This window comes from Kribbella sp. NPDC050281 (assembly GCF_040655855.1).
Taxonomy (GTDB): Bacteria; Actinomycetota; Actinomycetes; order Propionibacteriales; family Kribbellaceae; genus Kribbella.
In genome coordinates this window covers 18,615-37,321 of sequence record NZ_JBFAKS010000038.1, presented here as the reverse complement: position 1 = coordinate 37,321, position 18,707 = coordinate 18,615, and the positions used below count along the sequence as shown (strand labels likewise).

At 68.6% G+C, this 18,707-nt stretch carries 16 protein-coding genes; 11 read left to right on the top strand and 5 right to left on the bottom strand.

The window, feature by feature from the left end; genetic code table 11:
* The first annotated feature begins 28 nt into the window (after positions 1 to 28).
* On the top strand, positions 29 to 1,276 hold the full coding sequence (locus tag AB0I34_RS32985) for a DUF4032 domain-containing protein (protein WP_360452794.1): 1,248 nt from the start codon (positions 29 to 31) through the stop codon (positions 1,274 to 1,276).
* Here the strand turns inward: AB0I34_RS32985 and AB0I34_RS32980 are convergent, their stop codons facing one another.
* Both AB0I34_RS32980 and AB0I34_RS32975 read right to left on the bottom strand, forming a co-directional pair.
* Positions 1,277 to 2,044 (bottom strand): SDR family NAD(P)-dependent oxidoreductase, encoded by a 768-nt coding sequence (locus tag AB0I34_RS32980; RefSeq protein WP_360452681.1) that lies wholly within the window; start codon positions 2,042 to 2,044, stop codon positions 1,277 to 1,279.
* Positions 2,041 to 3,192 carry an acyl-CoA dehydrogenase family protein gene (locus AB0I34_RS32975; protein ID WP_360452679.1) on the bottom strand — a complete coding sequence of 384 codons (1,152 nt, stop codon included), beginning with the start codon at positions 3,190 to 3,192 and terminating at the stop codon, positions 2,041 to 2,043. Before AB0I34_RS32975 ends, AB0I34_RS32980 begins: the two co-directional genes overlap by 4 nt.
* Positions 3,193 to 3,277: 85 nt before the next feature.
* Here AB0I34_RS32975 and AB0I34_RS32970 point away from each other — a divergent pair, with 85 nt between their 5' ends.
* The 4 genes from AB0I34_RS32970 to AB0I34_RS32955 all read left to right on the top strand — a co-directional run bounded on the left by AB0I34_RS32970 (position 3,278) and on the right by AB0I34_RS32955 (position 7,473).
* Positions 3,278 to 3,862, top strand: coding sequence for a TetR/AcrR family transcriptional regulator (locus AB0I34_RS32970; RefSeq protein WP_360452677.1), 585 nt, complete (start codon positions 3,278 to 3,280; stop codon positions 3,860 to 3,862).
* Positions 3,863 to 3,879: 17 nt separating this feature from the next.
* Entirely contained in the window at positions 3,880 to 5,535 is a 1,656-nt protein-coding gene (locus tag AB0I34_RS32965; protein WP_360452675.1) for an alkaline phosphatase D family protein, read from the top strand.
* A 48-nt stretch (positions 5,536 to 5,583) separates the two neighbouring features.
* Entirely contained in the window at positions 5,584 to 6,459 is an 876-nt protein-coding gene (locus AB0I34_RS32960) for a S1 family peptidase (RefSeq protein WP_360452673.1), read from the top strand.
* Positions 6,460 to 6,588: 129 nt separating this feature from the next.
* Complete coding sequence (locus AB0I34_RS32955) at positions 6,589 to 7,473, top strand: S1 family peptidase (RefSeq protein ID WP_360452671.1); 885 nt, start codon at positions 6,589 to 6,591, stop codon at positions 7,471 to 7,473.
* A gap of 49 nt (positions 7,474 to 7,522) precedes the next feature.
* Here AB0I34_RS32955 and rlmB read toward each other — a convergent pair whose 3' ends face one another.
* Together rlmB and cysS are read right to left on the bottom strand one after the other, a co-directional pair.
* On the bottom strand, positions 7,523 to 8,482 hold the full coding sequence (gene rlmB / locus AB0I34_RS32950) for a 23S rRNA (guanosine(2251)-2'-O)-methyltransferase RlmB (RefSeq protein WP_360452669.1): 960 nt from the start codon (positions 8,480 to 8,482) through the stop codon (positions 7,523 to 7,525).
* A 1-nt stretch (position 8,483) separates the two neighbouring features.
* Entirely contained in the window at positions 8,484 to 9,920 is a 1,437-nt protein-coding gene (cysS, locus tag AB0I34_RS32945; protein WP_360452667.1) for a cysteine--tRNA ligase, read from the bottom strand.
* Positions 9,921 to 9,993: 73 nt separating this feature from the next.
* On the opposite strand from cysS, the gene AB0I34_RS32940 reads away from it, so the two are divergent.
* The 4 genes from AB0I34_RS32940 to AB0I34_RS32925 all read left to right on the top strand — a co-directional run bounded on the left by AB0I34_RS32940 (position 9,994) and on the right by AB0I34_RS32925 (position 14,071).
* Positions 9,994 to 11,169 (top strand): neutral zinc metallopeptidase, encoded by a 1,176-nt coding sequence (locus AB0I34_RS32940; protein WP_360452665.1) that lies wholly within the window; start codon positions 9,994 to 9,996, stop codon positions 11,167 to 11,169.
* 114 nt (positions 11,170 to 11,283) lie between these two features.
* Positions 11,284 to 12,120, top strand: a complete 837-nt coding sequence (locus tag AB0I34_RS32935) for a lysozyme (RefSeq protein WP_360452663.1) — start codon at positions 11,284 to 11,286, stop codon at positions 12,118 to 12,120.
* Between the two features lie 40 nt (positions 12,121 to 12,160).
* A complete protein-coding gene (locus AB0I34_RS32930; RefSeq protein WP_360452661.1) occupies positions 12,161 to 12,718 on the top strand; it encodes a GNAT family protein in 558 nt (185 codons plus the stop codon).
* 63 nt (positions 12,719 to 12,781) lie between these two features.
* Entirely contained in the window at positions 12,782 to 14,071 is a 1,290-nt protein-coding gene (locus AB0I34_RS32925) for a peptidase C39 family protein (protein ID WP_360452659.1), read from the top strand.
* 3 nt (positions 14,072 to 14,074) lie between these two features.
* On the opposite strand, the gene AB0I34_RS32920 is transcribed toward AB0I34_RS32925, so the two are convergent.
* Positions 14,075 to 15,649, bottom strand: a complete 1,575-nt coding sequence (locus tag AB0I34_RS32920; RefSeq protein WP_360452657.1) for a DUF2207 domain-containing protein — start codon at positions 15,647 to 15,649, stop codon at positions 14,075 to 14,077.
* Positions 15,650 to 15,856: 207 nt separating this feature from the next.
* Between AB0I34_RS32920 and AB0I34_RS32915 the strand changes: the two genes are divergently transcribed.
* A complete protein-coding gene (locus AB0I34_RS32915; protein ID WP_360452655.1) occupies positions 15,857 to 16,927 on the top strand; it encodes a neutral zinc metallopeptidase in 1,071 nt (356 codons plus the stop codon).
* Between the two features lie 158 nt (positions 16,928 to 17,085).
* Positions 17,086 to 18,117, top strand: coding sequence for a neutral zinc metallopeptidase (locus AB0I34_RS32910; protein WP_360452653.1), 1,032 nt, complete (start codon positions 17,086 to 17,088; stop codon positions 18,115 to 18,117).
* The last annotated feature ends 590 nt before the right edge of the window (positions 18,118 to 18,707 follow it).

Here is an 18,707-nt window from a genome sequence, read left to right as displayed (position 1 = left end):
AGCTTGCGTACCTCGCTGAACTCTCGGGATTCCTGACAGACTTGGAGCCGTGCCCCGATTCGTCGCCACCCGCCCGGACACCGGTCTTCTGTCGCTTCCGTGGGACGTGCCCCTGGAGGACTGGCCCGAGGACCAGCTGGTCGCGCTGCCGCGCGGTATCTCGCGGCACGTGGTCCGGTTCGTCCGGGTCAACGGCAGCGTGTACGCGATCAAGGAAGTGATGGAGCACCTCGCGCTGCACGAGTACCGGCTGCTGCGCGACCTGGAACGGCTGGAGTCGCCCTCGGTCGAGCCCGTCGGCGTGATCACCGACCGGCTGGACCGCAACGGTGAGCCGATCGACTCGATCCTGATCACCCGGCATCTGCAGTTCTCGCTGCCGTACCGCGCTCTGTTCTCCAGCACTCTGCGGCCGGACACGGTGAACCGGCTGATCGACGCCCTGGTGGCGCTGATCGTCCGGCTGCACCTGCTCGGGTTCTTCTGGGGCGACTGCTCGCTGTCCAACACGTTGTTCCGCCGCGACGCCGGCGCTTTCGCGGCGTACCTGGTGGACGCCGAGACCGGCGAGCTGCACCAGGACATCTCCGACGGCCAGCGGGCGCACGATCTCTACACCGCGGAGATCAACCTCTTCGGCGAACTGCTCGACCTGCAGGAGGGCGGGCTGCTCGACCCGGACATCGACCCGCAGGAGACCGTCGAGTCGATCCAGAAGCGGTACGAGGCGCTGTGGGCCGAGCTGACCGCGCCGGAGGAGTTCACCACCGACGAGATGCACCGGCTGGACTCGCGGATCCGGCGGCTGAACGAGCTCGGCTTCGACGTCGCCGAGATCGACATCATCACCGACTGGGACGGCAGCCAGGTCCGGATCCAGCCGAAGGTCGTCGACGCCGGGCACCACTCGCGCCGGCTGCTGCGGCTCACCGGCCTGGATGTCGAGGAGAACCAGGCCCGCCGGCTGCTGAACGATCTGGACGCGTTCTCAGCCGCGACCGACCAGCAGAACGAGGACGAGGAGATCGTCGCGCACCAATGGCTGACCACGGTGTTCGAGCCGGTGGTCCGCTCGGTCCCGCGCGACCTGAAACGCAAGCTCGAGCCGGCCGAGGTGTTCCACGAGGTGCTCGAGCACCGCTGGTTCTTGTCCGAGCAGGCCGGCCACGAGATCGACACGATGGAAGCCGCGCGCTCCTACGTGGAGGATGTGCTGGCGGCCAAGCCGGACGAGAAGCTTGCGCTGCCCACCCCGACCTTGTCCGAACCGGAGTGATCAGCGCGGCGGCATCCGCAGGGCGCCGTCCAGCCGGATGACCTCGCCGTTGAGCATCTGGTTGTCGATGATGTGACCGACCAGAGCGGCGTACTCGGCCGGGCGGCCGAGCCGGGACGGGTGCGGGACCTGCTGCTCGAGGACCGTACGGGTCTCCTCCGGGAGGCCGGCCAGCATCGGTGTCTCCATGGTGCCCGGGGCAATGGTGACGACCCGGATCCCCTTGTCCGCAAGGTCTCTGGCCGCGGTCAGGGTGAGGCCGACGATGCCGCCCTTGCTGGCCGCGTACGCCGCCTGCCCGACCTGGCCGTCGTACGCCGCGATGGACGCGGTCATCACCACGACACCCCGGTCGCCGTCGTCGCCGGGCGGTTGCGCGATCATCCGCTCGGCGGCCAGCCGGAGCACGTTGAAGGTGCCGATCAGGTTCACCTCGACCACCTGACGGAATGTTGCCAGCGGCAACGGACCCTTCCGGCCGACGACCCGGCCGGGCGTCGCGATACCGGCGCAGGTGACGACCACCCGCAGCGTGCCGAGCCCGGCGGCCGCGTCCAGCGCTGCCGTCACAGCCGCCTCGTCGGTGACGTCGGCCGGCGCGAACACCACCCGGTCGCCCAGCTCGTCGGCGATCGCCTTGCCCGCGGAGGACGCCAGGTCAACGATCACCACCCCGGCTCCGTCGGCGGCCAGCCGCCGTACCGTCGCCTCACCGAGACCGGAACCGCCACCGGTGACCAGTGCGACGTCGGACGGGCCAAACTTCATCGAACACTCCTCAGGAGATCTCGGCTGATCACCAGCCGCTGGATCTGGTTGGTTCCTTCGAAGATCTGGGTGACCTTGGCCTCGCGCATGTACCGCTCGGCCGGGAACTCGCGCGTGTAACCGTACCCACCGAGCACCTGGACCGCGTCGGTGGTGACCTTCATCGCGGCGTCGGTGCAGATCAGCTTGGCGATCGCGGCCTGCTGGGTAAACGGGCGGCCGAGATCGCGGCGCCGCGCGGCCTGCAGGTACGTCGCCCGCGCGGACTCGACCGCGGCGGCCATGTCGGCGAGCAGGAACTGAACGCCCTGGAAGTCCGCGATCGCCTGACCGAACTGCTGCCGCTCCAGCGCGTACGCCGCGGCGACGTCGAGCGCGGCCTGGGCCAGACCGACCGCACACGCCGCGATGCCGAGCCGGCCGGAGTCGAGCGCGGACAGGGCGATCCGCATCCCCTCACCCTCGGCTCCGATCAGGTTGGCAGCCGGGATCCGGACCTGGTCGTAGTTGACCAGCGTGGTGGTCGACCCGGTCAGGCCCATCTTGCGCTCGGGCGCGCCGAAACTGAGGCCCTCGGCGGACGCCGGCACGTGGAAGGCGGAGATGCCGCGCTTCGGGTCTTGCGACGTACGGGCGAAGGTGGTGTAGAAGTCGGCGTGCGAGCCGTGGCTGATCCACGCCTTGGTGCCGGTCAGAACGTAGGAGTCGCCGTCGCGGACCGCGCGCGTGGTCATCCCGCTGATGTCGGAGCCGGCCTGCGGCTCGGACAGCGCGTACGCCCCGAGCATTTCGCCGCCGACCATGTCCGGCAGCAACCGGGCCCGCTGCTCCTCGGTCCCGAAGGTGGCCAGCCCGTAGCTGGTCATCGTGTGCACGGAGACGCCGACGCCGACCGACATCCAGGCGGCGGCGATCTCCTCGAGCATCTGCAGGTACACCTCGTACGGCTGCTCGGCGCCGCCGTACTGCTCCGGGTAGGGCAGGCCGAGCAGGCCGGCCTTGCCGAGTGTGCGGAACGCATCCCGCGGGAAGGTCTCGCTCTCCTCGGCCTGAGCGGCGTACGGCGCGAGTTCGTGCGCGCACAGGTCACGGACCAGGGCGAGCAGATCGGTGGATTCCTCGGTCGGCAGGAGACGATCGACAGCCATCAGACACCCCTCTCAACGGCTGACGAAATGATACTCGCAACGATACTGAAGCACCTAACTCCGTATCGTTCTATGCTGTCTCGATATGACAACAGTCGTTCCGGGGCGCCGTACCCGCAGGCAGTCCGAACTGCTCGACCGGCTCCTGACCCTGTTCCTCGAGCAGGGCTTCAGCCGGTTCACCCTGGACGACCTGGCCGCCGAGCTGCGCTGCAGCAAGACGACCCTGTACGCGCTCGCGCCGAGCAAGGAGCAGCTCGCCGTCGAGGTGGTGAAGCACTACTTCAAGAATGCCACCGCCCAGGTCGAATCCGCGGTCGCCCGGCAGACCCGGCACGACCGGCGGATCGCGGCGTACCTGAACGCGGTCGCGGACGCGCTCCGGCCGGCCAGCCGGACCTTCCTGGACGACGTCGCGACGTTCGCGCCGGCCCGGTCGGTGTACGAGCGGAACACCCGGATCGCGGCCGACCGGGTCCGGTCGCTGATCGAGGACGGGATCAACAACAAGTCGTTCCGGCAGGTCGACATCGCGTTCGCGGCCGAGATGGTCGCGCACACCATGCAGGCCATCCAGCGCGGCGACATCGCCCGTCGGACCGGTCTCAACGACGCCGAGGCCTACCGCGAGCTCGCGTCGTTCGTTCTGCACTCGCTGCGCTTGGATTGAGCTTGTAACTTTGCCCGATGGAACTCAGGCTGGGCCCGCTGCTGCGGTACGTCGACGAGACCCGGGCCACCGTCTGGGTGGAGACCAGCGGTCCGGCCGAGGTCGAGGTGCTCGGCCACAAGGCCCGGACCTGGTCGGTCCACGGCCACCACTACGCGCTGGTCCGGATCGAGGGCCTCGCGCCGGACTCCACGACGCCGTACGACGTGAAGCTCGACGGCGCGACGGTGTGGCCGCTTTCCTACAGCCCGTACGGCCCGAGCGTGATCCGGACGCCACTTGCGGACGGGAGCTTCCGGCTGACGTTCGGGTCGTGCCGCCGGTCCGCGCCGTTCGACGAGACGGGGTTCAAGGAGTTCGGCCCGGACGCGTTGGTCGCGCTGGCCGAGTCGGTCGCAGCCGGTGACGGTGATCAACCGGACGCGGTCCTGCTCCTCGGTGACCAGGTGTACGCCGACGACCCGTCCGACGCCGTACTGCGTCGACTGCACGAGGCCCATGGTGGGCGGCCGGGGTCCGAGGTCGCCGACGAGATCGGGAACTTCGAGGAGTACACCTGGCTGTACGACGACTCCTGGACCACGCCGGCCGTGCGATGGCTGTTCTCCACGATTCCCCTGTGCATGCTGCTCGACGACCACGACCTGCGCGACGACTGGAACACCTCGCTGACCTGGCGTCGCTGGGTGACCGCGCAGCCGTGGTGGCACGACCGGGTCGTCGGCGCGTATGCGTCGTACTGGGTCTATCAGCACCTCGGCAACCTCTCGCCCGAGCAGCTCGACCAGGACGCGACGTACCGTGCGATGCTCACGATCGAGGACGACGACGAACGTACGGCGTACCTGGACAGCTTCGCGTGGACCGCGGACGAGGACCCGGCGTCGTGCCGCTGGAGCTTCTATCGCGACTTCGGCGACGTCCGGCTGCTCGCGATCGACTCACGGTGCTCCCGGCACCTGGATCCGGACGAGCGAGCGATGGTCGACACCCATGAGTGGGAGTGGGTACGACGGCACACGGTCGGGGCGACACGTCCGATCCAGCATCTGCTGCTGGCCTCCACGCTGCCGTTCCTGCTCGCGCCCGGACTGCATCACCTGGAGGGATGGGACGAGGCGATCTCGTCCGGCGCCTGGGGAAAGCGCGGCGCCCGGGTCGGCGAGAGGATCCGGCAGGGCATGGATCTGGAGCACTGGGCGTCGTTCCGGAAGTCGCTCGACGATGTGACCACACTGCTGACCGAGGTGGTCGGTGGCGAGGATCCGCCGGCGTCGATCCTGATGCTGTCCGGCGACGTGCACTGCAGCTATCTGGCCGAGGCCCGGCTGACGACCGTCGAGCATCCGGGTACGGCGATCCGCCAGCTCACCATGTCGCCGTTCCGGAACCCGGTGCCGCAGCACATCAGATGGGCGAACCACATCCTCGGCACCCGGTGGATGACCGCGCTGCTGCACCGGCTCGCGCGGTCGGCCGGCGTACGGGATGTGGCGGCGAACTGGCGGTTGTCGCACGGGCCGTGGTTCGAGAACGGGGCGATGACGGTGACGCTGTCCGGCGAGGAGTGGGCGGTCGACGTCGACCACGCGATGTTGCGTGGTGATCTGCAGGTGTTGCGACGCACGGTGACCTGCAGCGGCCTAGACTCATCCAAGCGTTTGACGTCCTGAACCTGCCAATGGCCTCATCAGAACCGCACGCCCCGGAAGGCTGATGACATGCGATCTTCCACTCTCCGGCGCAGCGCCGCCGCGCTCGCCGTTGCCGCACTCACTCTGACCGCGCTCCCCGCCAAGGCCGATCCGGTGAAGCCGCCCCGACTGTCCGCCGCGGCGATCACCTCTGCCCTGAACGAGGACGTCGCGATCCCGGGCACCACCTGGATGACCCGGCCGGACGGAACCGTCGAGGTGTCCTACGACTCGACCGTCACCGGCTCCAAGCTGACCTCGCTGACGGGCGTGACCAAGAAGCTCGGGGAGGGCGTCGTACTGACGAAGCTGCCCGGCAAGCTGACCACACGGATCAGCGGCGGGAGCGCGATCTACGGCGGCAATGTGAAGTGTTCGGCCGGCTTCAACGTCTCCCGGCGGGGCGTCTACTACCTGCTCACCGCCGGTCACTGCGGCGCCGAGGCCGCGACCTGGTACAACAACTCGGCCAAGACCTCCCGGCTCGGCCAGCGGCACCACTTCAGCTTCCCGGGGAACGATTACTCGCTGATCGTCTACCGGACCGACATCTCACGGCCCGGCGGCAGCGTGAACCTGTACAACGGCCGGTCGCAGGACATCAGCCGGGCGGTCAATCCGAACCTCGGCAAGTACGTGTACCGCGCCGGCGGAACCACCGGTCTGCAGCACGGAACGGTCACCGGGCTCAACGTCACGGTGAACTACCCCGAGGGCCGGGTGACCGGGATGATCCGGTCCAGCGTCTGCTCGGAGCCGGGTGACTCGGGCGGTCCACTGTTCTACCGGCAGTACGCCTACGGATTGCTGTCCGGCGGCAGCGGCGACTGCAGTTCGGGCGGCGTCAGCTACTTCCAGCCAGTCGTCGAGGCCCTCACCCGGTACGGCGTCGCCGTGTACTGAACGGAGGATTACCCTCACGCTCCGAATTCGGACGAATACCCACGGACAGATCTGGGTACTACTGCTCACGGTTTTAAGTCAAGGACGCACCCGCCCCGAGCGCGTCCTCATCGTGAGGAGGCTGAAACCGTGAAATTCTCTCCGCTTCGCCGTACCACCGCGATCCTGGCCGCCGCCGGGCTCGCCGCTGCCGGGCTGCTGGCCACCCAGGCCAACGCCGCCCCGATCAACCCGTCGGCACTGTCGGCGACCGCCATCACCGCCACGCTGAGCAAGGACGCGTCCATCCCGGGCACGGCCTGGCAGACCAACCCGGACGGCCGGATCATCGTCTCGTACGACGACACGGTCACCGGCGCCAAGCTGTCCTCGCTCACCGGGGTCACCAAGCAGTTCGGCGACCGGGTCACGCTGGAGAAGATCTCCGGCAAGCTGACCAAGTACATCGCCGGCGGTGACGCGATCTACGGCGGGCAGTACCGCTGCTCGCTCGGCTTCAACGTCCGCAGCGGCAGCACGTACTACTTCCTGACCGCCGGTCACTGCGGCAACATCGCGTCCAGCTGGTACGCGAACTCGAGCAAGACCACGCTGCTCGGCACCACCTACGGGTCGAGCTTCCCCGGCAACGACTACGCGATCGTCCGGTACAGCACGTCGTACACGAACCACCCCGGAACGGTGGATCTGTACAACGGTACGAGTCAGGACATCACCACCGCGGGCAACGCGTCCGTCGGCCAGGCCGTCAAGCGCAGCGGTAGCACCACCGGTGTGCACAGCGGCTCGGTCACCGGCACGAACGCCACGGTGAACTACGCCGAAGGCACCGTCAGCGGCCTCATCCGCACCAACGTGTGCGCTGAGGGCGGCGACTCCGGCGGCGCGCTGTTCGCCGGTTCCAAGGCCCTCGGCCTCACCTCCGGCGGCTCCGGCAACTGCAGCAGCGGCGGGACGACGTACTTCCAGCCCGTGACCGAAGCGCTCTCCCGCTACGGCGTGAGCGTCTACTGACCCCTGCAACAGCAATGCCCCGGACCACCCGGTCCGGGGCGTTGTGCTGTCACGCGCGGCGGCGGGAGATTTCGTAGAGGGCGACGCCGGTGGCGATGCCGGCGTTGAGGGACTCGGTGGCCGACGTCATCGGGATCGAGACGATCAGGTCGCAGTTCTCGCGGACCAGCCGGGCCAGGCCCTTGCCTTCGGAGCCGACGACCAGGACCAGCGGCTCGGTCGCGACGTCCAGGTCGGGGAGCTCGACGGCGCCACCCATGTCGAGGCCGACGACCATCAGGCCGGCGTCCTTGTACGACTTCAGCGCGCGGTTGAGGTTGGTCGCCCGCGCGACCGGGATCCGCGCCGCGGCACCGGCCGACGTCTTCCACGCCGACGCCGACACCGACGCCGCCCGACGCTCCGGGACCAGTACGCCGTGAGCACCGAAAGCCGCCGCGGATCGGGTGATCGCGCCCAGGTTGCGCGGGTCGGTCACCCCGTCCAGCGCGACCACGAGCGGCACCTCGCCGGCGGCGTACGCCCGGTCGAGCAGGTCGTCGGGATGCGCGTACTCGTACGGCGGGATCTGCAGCGCTACACCCTGGTGGGCGCCGCCGGCGGTGACCCGGTCGAGCTCGGCCCGCGGCACCTCGAGCACCGAGACGCCGTACTCGACCGCGAGCAGCAGTGCCTCGCGCAGCCGTGCGTCCCGTTCGGTGCCTTCGGCAACATGTAGCGCCGCGGCCGGTACGCCGGCCCGCAGCGCCTCGACCACCGGGTTGCGCCCGTAGACCCACTCGACGGTGGAGTCGCTGTCCTTGCGGGCCGGGCGGCGGTTGCGCTCGCGCTCGTTGGCACGCTCCTTCGCCTTCGCCCGCTTGTGTGCCGGGTGCTTGGTCCGGTCCACCGCCTTCGGCGTCGGGCCCTTGCCCTCCAGACCGCGGCGGACCCGGCCACCGGATCCGGCGGTCGGGTTGCCTCGCGGCTTCTTGCGGATGGCGCCCTTGCGCTGGCTACTTCCGGGCACGTCAGCTTCCTTCGTCGGTTGTAGTCGGTGCCGCCAGCGACCAGCGTGGTCCCTGCGGCGTGTCCTCGACGACGACGCCGAGCGCCTTCAGCCGGTCGCGGATCGCGTCCGACGCGGCGTAGTCCTTGCGTTCGCGGGCGGCCTGCCGCTGCTCGAGCAGCGCCTTGACCAGCCCGTCCACCACCTCGGTCAGCTCGCTGCCGACGTCGGACCGCGACGCCCACGGGTCGGCCAGCGGGTCCAGCCCGAGGACGTCGAGCATCCCGCGCACGGCCGCCAGACTCTCGCGCAGCGCGGGCGAATCGCCGTCCGCGAGCAGCTTGTTCCCGTCCCGGACGGTGTTGTGCAGGACGGCGAACGCCGCCGGCGTCCCCAGGTCGTCGTCCATCGCGGCGCCGAAGTCGGGCGGCAACTCGGCGGCCGGCTCGACCCCGCCGGTCACCTCGGTGGCCCGGGTGACGAAGCCCTCGACCCGCTGGAACCCCTTCGCGGCCTCGTCCAGCGCCTCGAACGAGAACTCCACCACCGAGCGGTAGTGCGACTGCACCAGGTAGTACCGCAGTTCGATCGGCCGCACCCGCTGGACCACGTTGCGCACGATCGCGCCGTTGCCCATCGACTTCGACATCTTCTCCCCGGCGGTGGTGACGAGCGCGTTGTGCATCCAGAACCGGGCGAACTTCCGCCCGACCGCGGTCGACTGGGCCAGCTCGTTCTCGTGGTGCGGGAACCGCAGGTCCAGCCCGCCGCCGTGGATGTCGAACTCGTCGCCGAGGTACTTGCCCGCCATCGCCGAGCACTCCAGATGCCAGCCCGGGCGGCCGCGGCCGTACGGCGCCGGCCAGGAGGCGGTCCGCGGGGTGTCCTCGGTGTAGCCCTTCCAGAGCGCGAAGTCGCGGGGGTCGCGCTTGCCGCGCGGGTCCGCGTCCTCGGCGGCCTCCATGTCGTCGATCTTCTGGTGCGACAGCTCGCCGTACGACGGCCAGGACCTGATGTCGAAGTAGACGTCGCCGGATCCGTCCGGGGCGACGTACGCGTGGCCGCGCTCGATCAGCTCGTCGATCAGCTCGAGCATCTCGGGGATGTGACCGGTGGCGCGCGGCTCGTACGTCGGCGGGCGGCAGCCGAGCACGTCGTACGACCAGTGCAGTTCGCGCTCGAACTCGTAGGCGTGCGCCCACCACGGCACACCGCGCTCGGCCGACTTGGCCAGGATCTTGTCCTCGATGTCGGTCACGTTCGCGATGACGGTGACCTCGTACCCGGACCGCTCCAGCCAGCGCCGCAGAACGTCGAAGACGACTTCCTTGTAGATGTGCCCGACGTGCGGCGCACCCTGCACCGTCAGCCCACAGTGGTAGATCCCGACCTTGCCCGGATGGACCGGCTCGAAATCCCGCACTGCTGCCGTCATGGTGTCGTACAAGCGAAGTGTCACCGGTCAAGGGTAACGGGAAGTGGCACTCCCTCTTGACAAAATACCGGCAGGAGCACTTGTCAGGAGGAATCCGTTGCCGAACCAGCCGCCGTACGGCCCGCCGCCGCAACAGCCGGGGCCGTACCAGGGCCCGCCGCCCCCGCAGTACGGACCGCCACCGGGTCCGCCCCCGCAGTACTGGGGACCACCGCAGGGTCCACCGCACGGCCGTCCGCCGATGGGCCCGCCGCCGGGGCCGGGATTCGGCTGGGGGTCGAACGGATTCCCACCGCCGCCCAAGAAGAAGAGCAAGGCGGGCTGGATCGTGCTGCCGATCGCCATCGTGGCGCTCGCCGTCGTCGGGTTCTCGGTGCTCAGCAGCCTGCTGAAGCACAACAGTGACGACTACACCCAGCCGGAGCCGACGTCGTCGACGTACGAGCCGACCGACGGGCCGACGTACATCCCGACCACCACCAAGGTCCCGACGACGAAGCCGACCCAGGCCAAGCCGACCCAGACCAGGACGACGCCACCGCCGCCGTCGGACTCCGACATCGTCACCAAGAACCGGTTCTACCGGACCGGTGTGCAGAACACGGTGAACTGCAAGGAGTCCAAGTCCCGGGCCAACAGCATGGCGAACGCGCGCAAGTACTACACGAATGTGCTCAACTGCCTGATCCGCGCGTGGCCGAGGCAGGTGAACACGGGCGGGGCTCACTTCGTCGCTCCGCACCTGATCGCCTTCACCGGCAGCGTGTCCACCCCCTGCAGCGGCAATGCGCCGAGTTCGTTCTACTGCAGGTCGAACCGGACCATCTACATGGACGCGGGCAGTGACGTGACCTGGTACCGCGGGCACAGCAACGACTCGGTGGCCACCACCTGGCTGCGGGCCGACATGACGGACACGGTGGCACACGAGTTCGGCCACCACATCCAGTCCATGACCGGCATCCTGGAGGCCGAGAGCAACCTCGAGTACGAGCTCAGCGGCGACAAGTCGCTGGAGATGAGCCGGCGCACGGAGATCCAGGCGACCTGCTTCGGCAACGTCTTCATGGGCGCGAACAAGAGCAGCTACCGGCTCACCGGCTCGCTCAAGAGGGAACTGGACTTCCTGCACTCGCACCAGGGCGACGAGTACGGGACGGTCCGGGACCATGGCAGCCGGACGATCATCCCGCGCTGGGCCAAGGCCGGTTTCACCACCCGGAGCCCGGGGTCCTGCAATACCTATGTCGCCGCCGCGAAGTACGTGAAGTAGCCGGTCGGTAAATAATCACGTCGACTACACACTGGAGGTTTGATTCTTTCCGAAGCCGGGTAGAACCTCCGCCGAGCGCTCTGTCCGCCCCTCATCGCTCTGTGGAGGTTCACCGTGAAGTCCGTCCTCACGGGTGCCGCCGTCACTCTTGGCCTGCTCCTGGCCTCGATCGGCTCCGCCCAAGCCAGTACGCCGAACACCGACGCGTCGACCGCGTCCCACCAGCCCACCCCGCAGGCCCGCCAGCACGGCATCGACAAGGCCGGCGACGCCTACATGGGCTGGCTGCAGAACACCACGACCAGCGCCGCTCCGGCGGTGATGGCCCCGGCCGCCTCGGTCGAAGGCATCGACGTCTCCAGCCACCAGGGCAACGTCAACTGGGCCTCGCAGTGGTCGGCCGGCAAACGGTTCGCCTACGTGAAGGCGACCGAAGGCAACTACTACACGAACCCGTACTTCGCCCAGCAGTACAACGGGTCCTACAACGTCGGGATGATCCGCGGCGCCTACCACTTCGCCACTCCGAACGACTCCAGCGGCGCCAACCAGGCCACCTACTTCCTGGCCCACGGCGGCGGCTGGTCCCGGGACGGCAAGACCCTGCCCGGCGCGCTCGACATCGAGTACAACCCGTACGGCGCGACCTGCTACGGACTGAGCGCGGCCGCGATGGTCAGCTGGATCCGCGACTTCCTGAACACCTACAAGGCCCGCACCGGCCGCGACCCGGTCATCTACACCAACCTCGACTGGTGGAGCCGCTGCACCGGGAACAGCACCGCCTTCAACACGACCAACCCGCTCTGGGTGGCCCGCTACGCCTCGGCGCCGGGGACCCTGCCGGGCGGCTGGCCGTTCCACACCATCTGGCAGTACAGCTCGAGCCCGATCGACCAGGACCGTTTCAACGGCGACCAGTCCCGGCTGGTGGCCCTCGCCAACGGCTGACCCGGGAAATCAGGTTGCGGCGGTCTCATAGTCTCGATCGGTGACCTACTCGCTGCCGATCGAGACTGACCGCCTGACCCTTCGCCGCTATCGCGGCACCGACTACGACGACCTGCTGAAGCTGCAGTCCAACCCCGACGTCACCCGGTTCCTGCTGTACGACCCGAAGACGCCGGAGCAGGTCAAGGAGTCCCTCGCCGGCCGGCTGGCCGACGTTCCGATGGACACCGACGGTCAAGCGCTCACCGTCGCTGTGATCCTGCGGGAGACCGGCCGGCATGTCGGCGAGGTGACGTTGTTCGTGCGGAACGCGGAGCACCGTGGCGGCGAGCTCGGCTTCGTCTTCCACCCCGAGTTCCACGGCCGCGGGTTCGCGGCGGAGTCCTCGATCGAGCTGCTCCGGCTCGGCTTCGAGGAACTCGGCATGCACCGGATCATCGGCCGGCTGGACGCCACCAACACCAGCTCGGCGAACCTGCTCAAGCGGCTCGGGATGCGCCACGAGGCGACGTTCGTGAAGAACGAGTTCCTCAAGGGCCGATGGACCGACGAGGCAGTGTTCGCGATGCTCGCCGAGGAGTGGGACAAGCGCTCGTAATTATCTGACCGCGCGACACGCGATCGCGGCACGCGTTCACCGGCTCGGGTCTACCGTCGAAGCATGACCACCACCCGTTCCGTCACCGCCCTGATCGCCGGTGTGGTCGTGCTGACCGCCGGTTCGCTACCGAGCGAGGCGGCCAAGATCGCCCCGCCGCGTCAGATCGCCTACCGCACGTGGACGTCGACCACCGACTTCCTCGCCGGTGCCCAGAACGGCACCACCGTCACCGACGGTGCCCTGACCTTCGGCACCTCGACCGGCTCCACGTCGTACGTCGATCCGTTCGGCGACGGCACCGCGAAGAGCTACGACCAGACCAGCTGGGTCTCGCCGCAGGTGAGCACCGGCTTCGGGCTGACCGAGCTGGTCGCGTCCTGGAACGCGACCACGCCGCCCGGTACCTGGATCGAGGTCTCGATGGCAGGCCAGACGAACGCCGGCACCACGACCAAGTGGTACGTGCTCGGGCGCTGGTCCGGCGGGGACGACACCGCGGCCGGTGACATCCACCGGACCTCGGTGCCGAGTCAGGGTGACGCGGACGGATCCGTTGCCGTCGACACCTTCACCGCAGCCTCGGGCCGCTGGCTGGATCGGTGGCAGCTGAAGGTGACCCTGTACCGGCTGAGTGGTACGACGCAGAGCCCGGTGGTCCGGTCGGTCGGTGCGATGGCGTCCCGTCTGCCCGACGAGAAGAAGGTTGCCGCGAGCCCCCTTGGCGGTGCCGAGGGAATCGTTCTCGACGTACCGACGTACTCGCAGGAGACGCACCTCGGGCACTATCCGCAGTGGGACGGCGGCGGCGAGGCGTGGTGCTCGGCGACATCGACGGCGATGGTGCTCGACTACTACGGTGCCGGGCCGACCGCCGCCGAGACGTCCTGGGTCGACCCCGCCAACGCGGATCCGCAGGTGGACCACTCGGCCCGGTCGGTCTTCGACTACTCCTACGACGGTGCGGGGAACTGGCCGTTCAACACGGCGTACGCCGGATCCCGCGGGGTGGACGGGTTCATCACCCGGCTGCGGTCGCTCACCGAGGCGGAGCAGTTCATCAAGGCCGGCATCCCGCTGGTCGCCTCGCTGTCGTTCAAGAAGGGCGACCTGCCCGGCGCGGGCTACGGGACCAACGGGCACCTGATGGTGATCGTCGGGTTCGACCAGGACGGCAACGTGGTCGTCAACGATCCGGCCTCGCACCTGATCCCGAGCAACGGCGAGGTGCGGACGACGTACGACCGGACCGCCTTCGAGAACGCCTGGGTGCCGCACTCGGGCGGGCTCGTGTACGTCATCCACCCGAGCGGCCTGCAGCTCCCGCCACAGGAGCCACAGGCCAACTGGTAGAGATCAGCGCGCGAAGAGCGCGCCCGTCAGGTTCGTGGTGAGGTTGCGCAGCGAGTCCGGCAGGTACTGCAGGTGCCAGCCGCGCGGACCGCGGTACCACGGGAAGCCCTCGTCCTCGTCGGCGTCCTCGTCGGTCGCGACCAGCGCGTCGATCCAGCGCTCCGATCCGCCGAGGACGACGGCGTACGGCAGTGCGCGCGAGCAGAGCTCGGCGTGCTGGTCCGTGGGCAGTTCGCTGACGTCCATCTCGAGCAGCTCGCCGCGGATCGCAGCCACCTGGCCGAGCACCCGTCCGGCCGCCGGCGCCTTGGCCGGCATGTAGCGGCCGACCACGATCAGGCCGACGCCGATGGCGGTGAGCGCCAGGCCCAGCAGGCCCCAGGTCGAGAACAGTGCGAGGAGGACAGTCGCGATCACGCCGACCACTGTGGTGGCGATACCGATCGTTGCCCACAGCGACCGGGTCCGGTCCGGACGCTCGTTGAACCAGCCACGCTTGACCACACCGTCGTACAGGGCGTCCTGGACCTGGCTGAGGTTCTCCCGCACCTGGCGGCCGAGCTCCGAGACGAGCACCGAGTCCCCGTCGCCGAAGATGGCGCGGATCAGGACGTTCTCGTAGCGCTGCAGCTCCTCCGACGGCGCGTTCGCGACCCGGCGCAGCTCCCAGTCCGGTCGCGCGTACTCGGTCTCGTGCTCCAGCTCGATGATCGTGATGTGCCCGCGGACGGCCAGGTCGATGATCGTCGCGGTCACGTCGACCGGATCGATCCGCTCGTCGATCAGCGTGCCCACCTCGCCGGGCCGCAGGTCGGACGGCGGGGTGAAGTCGATCCGGGTGTCGTTGCCGAGGCTGAACAGCGAGGCCGGTACGACGCGGCGCGGGTCGACCTGGTCGCGGCCGCGGACCCGGTAGAGCAGCAACAGTCCGATCAGGCCGAGCAACAGCACGGCAAGCGCGGTGATCAACTGCGCGGTGTCGGTGGAGAACGCGCGCTTCAGGGTCTTGCGGTACTCGACGATCGAGTTCGCGGCGATCTCGCCCTCGGGGAAACCGATCGTCATCCGGACCGTGTTGCCCGGCGGCAGGCTCTGCTGCTGGAACGTCGGCCCGGACGTCTCACCGATCTGCGCCAGCGTGCACGGCGTGTTGCTGTCGATCGCCCCTGCGAAGCACGAGACGTGCGAGACCTCCGGAGTACTGAAGACGATGTTGGCCTGCTGGACGGTCAGGTTGATCCCGGTCAGCGGGGCGAACCGCACCTCGGTGCCGTTCAGCGTCTGGGCGACCGCGCCCTTGACCGTGTAGGTGAAGTCCAGCTCGGTGTTGCCACTGATGTCGGCGACCGCCATCGAGGTGACGTCACCGTCCGTGCTCAGCTCGGCCTGCTTGTCCTCGCCGCCGGACTTGACCTGCAGGTCCTGGATCTCCTGCACATGGTCGACGTCGTCGGGCAGATGGTCACGGGTGACGACGAACCGGGTGAACGTCCCGGTCACGTTGCTGAGCTTCCAGGTCTCGGAAACCCGTAGCAGGCCGTCACGTTCGACCCGGATCTGGCTGTCGAAGTTGGTCACGACCGGGTCGGCCGCACCGTTTGAACCGGTCGCACCGGCGGGGAGGCCTGTGAGGGCGGTAAGACCAAGGGCACACAGGGAGAGCCCGAGCAGACGAAGACGCATTGCTCAATCACACCGTATCGGAGGGGTCAGTGTTGACCTGGGCACCATATCGTGACGCACGTTCAACGGTGGTTGAGCCTGGGCTCCGCTACCGTCTGCCGCGTGTCAGGCAACCAATGGGGACCTCCACAGCAGCCCGGGTACTACGGTCCGCCGCCGACCGGCCCGCAGTACGGCTGGGGACCGATGCCGCCACAGCCACCGAAGAAGTCGCGCGGCGTGGCCGTCCTGGTCCTCGGCCTGCTCGCTGCCGCAGGCGCGGCCGCGGTCATCATCGCGCTCAAGATCGCCCAGGGTGACGACGACGATGTGGCCGTGACACGGCCAGTTGCCACCAGCGCTCCGACGTACTCGACCCCTTCGGTGCCGGTGGCAACGACCACCTCGTTGCCGCCGCCACCCACCACTCAGCCGCCGACGGCCCAGCCGACGCGGACGACCACTGCGCCGAAGGAGGTCAGCCCGCTGCAGTTCATCGCCACCCATCGGCTCTACAAGACCGGTACGCAGCGGTCGGTGAACTGCAAGGAGTCCCGCTCCGGGCTCGGTAACGGGTCGAAGGCAACGGCTTACTACCGCGCGGTCAAGGTCTGCCTGGATCGCGCGTGGCCGCGGCAGGTCCAGGCGTCCGGCAGCCGGTTCCGGACGCCCGGACTGATCTCCTGGGTGGGCAGCGCGAACTCCCCGTGCGGCAACTCCGACCGAAGTCTGTCGTTCTACTGCTCGTCGAACCACACGATCTACATGGATGTTGCCGACGACATCCAGTACTGGCGGCAGAACCAGCAGTTCACCCGGGCGCTGGCCATGCACACGGTGGCCCACGAGTACTCGCACGCGGTCCAGCAGATGACCGGCATCCTTCCGGCGTACTACAAGGTCCGCTACCAGATGCCGAACCAGGCGGCACAGCTCGAGGTCAACCGGCGGATGGAGTTGCAGGCGTCCTGCCTGGGCAACACGTTCCTCGGCGCCAACCGGGGCAGCTACCCGATCTCGGGCGGGCTCTACCGGCAGTGGCTCTACATCGTGAACAACAGCGGTGACAACACCTCACTACCCCGTGACCACGGGAGCCGGAAGAGCCACGGCGCCTGGAGCCGGTCGGCGTTCACCAGCCGGAACCTCAGCAAGTGCAACACCTACACGGCGTCGGCGGCCAGAGTGAGTTGAGCCGGGGCTCGGCTAGCGTCGGGCGGGTGTCTGGCAACCAGTGGGGCCCACCGCCGCCCGGGCAGTATCCGCCACCTCCTCCTCCGCCCGGACAGTTCGCTGGGTACGGCGGTCCGCCGCCACCACAGTTCGGGTGGGGCGCACCACCCGGTGGGCCGATGCCGCCGCGGAAGAAGGGCAGCGGCGCGAAGGTGCTGCTCGCGATCCTGGGTGTCGTCGTACTCGGTGGGATCGGTCTGGTGGGTGTGTCGAACGCCCTGAAGCACAACGACTCTCCCTACAGCAGTCCGTCGATTCCGACGTCGACCGACGGCCCGACGTACGAGCCGTCCGAGGAGCCTTCGCCGGCGCCTGCCACTGCCACTGCCACCAGCCGGCCGACAGCGACCCGGGCCACGGCCAAGCCGACGACCACGCGTCCGACCGCGCCGCGGACGACCAGTACGCCGAAGCCCAAGCCCGGACCGACCGATGCCGACCTGGTGCTGCGCAACAAGCTGTACAAGGCCGGGGGCATGAAGTCGGTGAACTGCAAGGAGAGCCGGTCGCGTCCGTCCACTGCATCCGGTGCGCGGGCGAATTACTCCACTCTGCTCAAGTGCCTGAACAAGGCCTGGCCGTCGATCGTCGCGAAGGCCGGTGGCCGGTTCCGGTCACCGCACGTGCTGTCGTTCAGCGGGACCATCCAGACGCCGTGCGGGAGCTACAGCGACACCGGTCCGCCGTTCTACTGCGGCAGCACCGAGACCATCTACATGAACCTCAATGAGGACATCGGCAACTACAACCGCCACCCGGAGGCCTATCAGAAGGTGTGGGCACGGATGTGGATGCTGCACCAGTTCGCCCATGAGTACGGGCACCACGTGCAGAACATGACCGGCATCCTCGCGGCCAACAGCCGGATCCGGTACGAGGCGCCGACCCAGGCAGCCGAACTCGAGGGCAGCCGGCGGCTGGAGCTGCAGGCGTCGTGCTTCGGCGACATCTTCATCGGGTCCAACCGGCGTACCTACCCGGTCACCGGCGAGTCGCTGTTCCAGTGGAAGTGGCTGATCCTGCACTGGACGGACTACAACAACGACCACGGCGACGGGGTGAACCACCGATACTGGGCCACCCGCGGCTTCAACAGCCGCAACCCGAACGTCTGCAACACGTTCGCCGCCTCGGCCGGGAAGGTTCGGTAGACCGGAATGCCCGCCCGACACCGGTCTGATGCGCGGTGAGAGCCCGGGGTGACTAGCCTGGGTGAGCCCGGATCACGCAAAGTATGTCCGGGATGTGCATCGTTGTCCGGGGGGAACCGACCGGGCGCGGCTTCGGCACCCCGAAACAGCGCCGGATGCATCACGTTGACGGCAACACCCAGCAAGGTCGTGAGGAGTATCGATGTCGGACAACTGGAACCCACCCCCGGGACATGACCCGGCAGACCGCGAACCGGCTGAGGGCGATCAGCCGACCGGTCCGCCGCGGCGGCCGACCGGGGACGGTCGGCCAGGCCAGTGGTGGACCGAAGAGGACATCGAGGCCAAGCGCGAGTTCCAGGACCCGTCCGGCGGCGAACGCCCGCAGAACAACTGGTTCGGCGAAGGCTGGGCCAACCGCCGCCCGGTAGATCCCGACCAGCCCTCCACCGGGCAAACCAACCCGGACCAGTCGAGGCCCGCCCAACAACGGCCATCGCAGCCCGGTCCTCGGCAATCCGGTCCCGCGCAGGGTGGTCCGCCGCAGGGTGGTCCCGCGCAAGGTGGTCCGAGGCAGTCCGGTCCTGGTC

Excerpts from the sequence above, each read along its gene's own strand:
- AB0I34_RS32965 (WP_360452675.1), top strand. The coding sequence starts at position 3,880 with ATGGAACTCAGGCTGGGCCCGCTGCTGCGGTACGTCGACGAGACCCGG.
- AB0I34_RS32925 (WP_360452659.1), top strand. The coding sequence starts at position 12,782 with ATGACCACCACCCGTTCCGTCACCGCCCTGATCGCCGGTGTGGTCGTG.
- AB0I34_RS32980 (WP_360452681.1), bottom strand. The coding sequence starts at position 2,044 with ATGAAGTTTGGCCCGTCCGACGTCGCACTGGTCACCGGTGGCGGTTCC.
- AB0I34_RS32975 (WP_360452679.1), bottom strand. The coding sequence starts at position 3,192 with ATGGCTGTCGATCGTCTCCTGCCGACCGAGGAATCCACCGATCTGCTC.
- AB0I34_RS32910 (WP_360452653.1), top strand. The coding sequence starts at position 17,086 with ATGCCGCCGCGGAAGAAGGGCAGCGGCGCGAAGGTGCTGCTCGCGATC.
- AB0I34_RS32960 (WP_360452673.1), top strand. The coding sequence starts at position 5,584 with ATGCGATCTTCCACTCTCCGGCGCAGCGCCGCCGCGCTCGCCGTTGCC.
- AB0I34_RS32970 (WP_360452677.1), top strand. The coding sequence starts at position 3,278 with ATGACAACAGTCGTTCCGGGGCGCCGTACCCGCAGGCAGTCCGAACTG.